Raw genomic sequence first — 4,377 nt, forward strand, 5'->3', positions numbered from 1 at the left:
ATGTTCATGCGACGTGAATGTGTCCTTACAACGCCGCAGCCAGCCGCGAACCCTGATCAATTGCACGTTTGGCATCCAACTCAGCCGCCACGTCTGCGCCGCCAATCAGGTGCACGTTCTGCCCAGCCTCGACCAGCCCGTCATACAGCTCACGCAACGAGTCCTGGCCGGCGCAGATCACGATGTTATCCACAGGCAGAATTTGCTCCTCGCCTTCGCCGATACGGATGTGTAGGCCTGCGTCGTCAATTTTCAGGTACTCAACACCGTTGAGCATCTGCACATGCTTGTTCTTCAAACCGGTGCGGTGAATCCAGCCGGTGGTTTTACCTAAACCGTCGCCGACTTTGGAAGTCTTGCGCTGCAACAGGAACACCTGACGCGCCGGCGCATGGGGTTCGGCTTTGATCCCCGCCACACCACCACGGGCTTCCAGCGCCAGGTCGATGCCCCACTCTTTCCAGAACGCCGTGCGATCGAGACTGGTGGACACGCCTTGATGCACCAAGTATTCCGACACGTCGAAACCAATCCCGCCAGCACCGATCACCGCCACACTTTTGCCAACTGGCTTACGGCCCAGAATCACGTCGATATAACTCAACACCTTGGCATTCTCGACGCCAGGAATCGCTGGCGTACGCGGTGCAATACCGGTCGCCAGAATAATCTCGTCATAACCAGCACCCACCAAGTCGCTGACCGCTACCCGCGTGTTCAAACACACCTCAACACCGGTGGTTTGCAGCTTGCGCGCGAAGTAACGCAGGGTCTCAGAGAACTCCTCTTTACCCGGCACACGCTTGGCGATGTTGAACTGGCCGCCAATCTCGCTGGCCGAATCAAACAGCGTCACCTGATGCCCGCGCTCAGCGGCCACCGTCGAGGCAGCTAACCCCGCAGGACCGGCGCCGATCACCGCGATCTTTTTGATCTGCTGCACCGGTAGGTAATTGAGTTCGGTTTCGTGGCAGGCACGTGGATTAACTAAACAACTGGTGAGTTTGCCGCCGAAGGTATGGTCGAGGCAGGCCTGGTTGCAGCCGATGCAAGTGTTGATTTCGTCGCTGCGACCCGCCGCAGCCTTGTTGACGAAATCAGCGTCCGCCAAAAATGGCCGCGCCATGGACACCATGTCGGCGTCGCCTTCGCTGAGAATCCGCTCGGCGACTTCCGGGGTGTTGATGCGGTTAGTGGTGATCAGCGGAATCTTCACCGAGCCGCGCAATTTGGCCGTAACTTTGCTGAACGCGGCGCGGGGTACTTTGGTGGCGATGGTTGGAATACGCGCTTCGTGCCAACCAATGCCGGTGTTGATGATCGTCGCCCCGGCCTGCTCGATGGCTTGTGCCAATTGCACGACTTCTTCCCAAACACTACCGCCCGCAACCAGATCGAGCATCGACAGACGATAAATAATAATGAAGTTCGGCCCGACCGCTTCACGCACGCGGCGCACGATTTCTACCGGCAGGCGCATGCGGTTTTCGTAACTGCCGCCCCAACGGTCAGTGCGGTGGTTCGTGTGCGCGACCAGAAACTGGTTAATGAAATAACCTTCCGAACCCATAATCTCGACGCCGTCGTATTCGGCACTCTGCGCCAAGGTCGAACAGGTGACGAAATCCTGAATCTGCTTCTCGATGCCCTCCTCGTCCAGCTCTTTAGGCGTGAACGGGTTGATCGGCGCTTGAATCGCGCTGGGTGCCACTTGTTTCGGGCTGTAGGCATAACGCCCGGCGTGCAGAATCTGCATACAGATCTTGCCGCCCGCCTCATGCACGGCCTTGGTCACAATGCGATGTTTTTCAGCCTCCTCGACCGTGGTCAACTTGGCCGCGCCGGAGTACACCCCACCCTCATCGTTAGGACCAATACCGCCGGTAACCATCAGGCCAACGCCACCGCGCGCGCGCTCGGCAAAATAGGCCGCCATGCGCTCGAATCCGCCCGGCTTTTCCTCAAGGCCTGTGTGCATCGACCCCATCAAGGTACGGTTGCGCAATGTGGTGAAACCGAGGTCTAGTGGTGCCAGTAAATGCGGGTACAGGGTGGCGGACATAAAAACTCCATCAAGCACGATCACGGGATGCGGGGCCCTCAATGAGGCCGCCGTCAATTATTCAGGTCGGATGCAACACCCCTGCGGATGTCAGGTTCACATCGAACTGCTCATGATGCCGACATTAAAGAGCTGCCGGACCACACTCAATGCCTGAAAGTGACAACTTAATGATCCAATCGTACAGCGAGGGTTGGCAAGCGCTGCCGGGCGCCCTACCCTAGTCAGTGAACCCTGCACACGGCTGCTCTTTGTGTCCCCCTTGCGCAAAACCTTTAATACCATCGTCGTCCTGCTGTTGATCGCGATGGTCATCAGCTACGCACTCTGGACCGGGCAGCGTCCCGTGAGTCTCTACCTCTCCGATTTGCGTATTCAACTGACGGTGAATGACGGCCAACCGGGCGAGCGCGGCAATTTGCTAGGCATTCAGCCGGAACTGTCCCCCAGCGATTATCAAAGCCGCGAGCACCTGCGACGCAAACTTGCCGCTTATCTGCAGCAAGCTCGGGATAAAGGCCTGATAAACAGCAAAACCATCGTGGTTCTGCCTGAGCACGTTGGCACTTGGCTGTTGGCCAGCGGCGAGAAGGATCAGCTGTATCAATCGACAACACTCAAAGAAGCCATGAATTGGCTATCAGTGAGCAACCCACTGCAATTCCTTCACGCGCTGATTCAAGCCAAAGGCCGCAGCCGTATCGACGACGCTTACCTGAGAATGAAAGCGCAGGCCATGGCCGATGATTACCAGGCGCTGTTCGGTGGTCTGGCGAAAACCTTCGGTGTCACGCTGGTGGCGGGCTCGATTGTGCTGCCGGACCCCAGCGTCAACGACGGCCAACTGCACATCGGTCGTGGCCCGTTGTACAACAGCAGTGTGGTGTTCGGCACTGACGGCTTACCCATCGGCCAGCCGCAACGTCAGTTGTACCCAAATTTCACCGAGCGCAACTACATCCAACCCGCGCCCACAGCGGAGCTGAATGTGGTGGACACGCCTGCAGGGCGCCTGGGCGTATTGATCGGCAGCGACAGCTGGTACCCCGGCAATTACGCCCAACTGAACAAGAAAGGCGCGCAGTTGATCGCCGTTCCAGCCTTCGTCGTCGGTAACGGCCTGTGGTCCAAGCCATGGCGTGGGTTTAGAAGCGCGTCGACCCCTGCTGAAGTCAGCCTCAAGCCGGGTGAAGTCAGCGAAGGCGAAGCGTGGCGCAGACTGACCTTGACCGGTGCAGAGCCGGGCAGCAGCGCACAGGCCGGGGTCTGCGTGTTCTTGCGCGGCCAGTTCTGGGATCAGGGCAGCTCCGGCCACAGTTTTGCCAACCGCCATGGATCAACCGGCGTCAATCAAATCAGTGACGATCAGCCAAGGCACATCGCCCACTTGATCAACCTGTGGTTGTAGGCCGATGAATCCGCCACGGGTGCGTTTAGGTGATTTGTCGGTGGGATTTGTTCACAGCCTGGCTGACGCCGTGCGCAGTTACGGCCAAGACCCGGAACCTTTGCTCGAGCAATATGGCCTCGATCCGGCGCGGCTGGCCGAGCCCGGTGCACGCTTGTCGATCCCGCGATACATGCGCCTGGGCCACGCAGCCATTCAATTGACCGGCGAACCGGGTCTGGGTTTACGCATGGGCCGATTGAGCCGCATCAGTCAGGCAGGTTTGGCCGGTGTTACCGCGGCGCAAGCACCGACCGTGCGTGAGGCAGCTCGTTGCCTGATCCGTTTCGAAGCGTTGTATGGCTCTAACTATCGCGGGCAATCCAGCTTTTATGAGGATGCCCACGGCGCGTGGCTGCGTTTCTACTCCATCAGCCCGTACAACGCATATAACCGATTCGTCGTGGACTCGATTATGGCCAGTTGGATTCAGCAACTGTCGAGCGTTGCCGGTTGCCGTTTGCTTGCGGAGAAACTCGACATCGAGTTTTCAGAACCGCCTTACGTCGAGGCCTACCGAGAGTTGAGCGACACCGTGGTGAGTTTTGGTGCGCAAGCCAATCAACTGCGACTGAGCCAGGAAAGCCTAGGCCTGCGTAATCCTGAGCATTGCCCCAGCACGTGGCGGCATTTGCTGATGCTGTGTGAGAAAGAGCTGGAGCAGTTGACCCGCACGCGGCGTTTGCGTGAACGCATCACTCAGTTGCTGGGGCCGTTGTTGAATGGGGGGCGGGAACCAGATCTGGAGGAAGTGGCAGCACGACTGAAGCTGCCGACCTGGACCTTGCGTCGCAAGCTGGCTGAAGAAGGGACGCAATTTCGGGCAATTCTGAACGACACCCGACGGGATCTGGCGATGACCTACATC

The 4,377-nt window shown here is 58.5% G+C and carries 3 protein-coding genes; 2 read left to right on the forward strand and 1 reads right to left on the reverse strand.

The annotated features are described in order from the left end of the window. Positions 1-25: 25 nt before the first annotated feature. The gene (locus M0974_RS24635) at positions 26-2,062 is read right to left on the reverse strand and encodes an NADPH-dependent 2,4-dienoyl-CoA reductase (RefSeq protein WP_297843175.1); all 2,037 of its coding nucleotides are present in this window, start codon (positions 2,060-2,062) and stop codon (positions 26-28) included. A gap of 307 nt (positions 2,063-2,369) precedes the next feature. On the opposite strand from M0974_RS24635, the gene M0974_RS24640 reads away from it, so the two are divergent. Together M0974_RS24640 and M0974_RS24645 are read left to right on the forward strand one after the other, a co-directional pair. Beyond that, positions 2,370-3,470, forward strand: a complete 1,101-nt coding sequence (locus M0974_RS24640) for a carbon-nitrogen hydrolase family protein (RefSeq protein ID WP_297843180.1) — start codon at positions 2,370-2,372, stop codon at positions 3,468-3,470. 4 nt (positions 3,471-3,474) lie between these two features. After that, the coding region (locus tag M0974_RS24645; protein ID WP_297843178.1) for an AraC family transcriptional regulator at positions 3,475-4,377 on the forward strand (903 nt) is incomplete at its 3' end.

This window comes from Pseudomonas sp. (assembly GCF_026224925.1).
Classification (GTDB): Bacteria; Pseudomonadota; Gammaproteobacteria; order Pseudomonadales; family Pseudomonadaceae; genus Aquipseudomonas.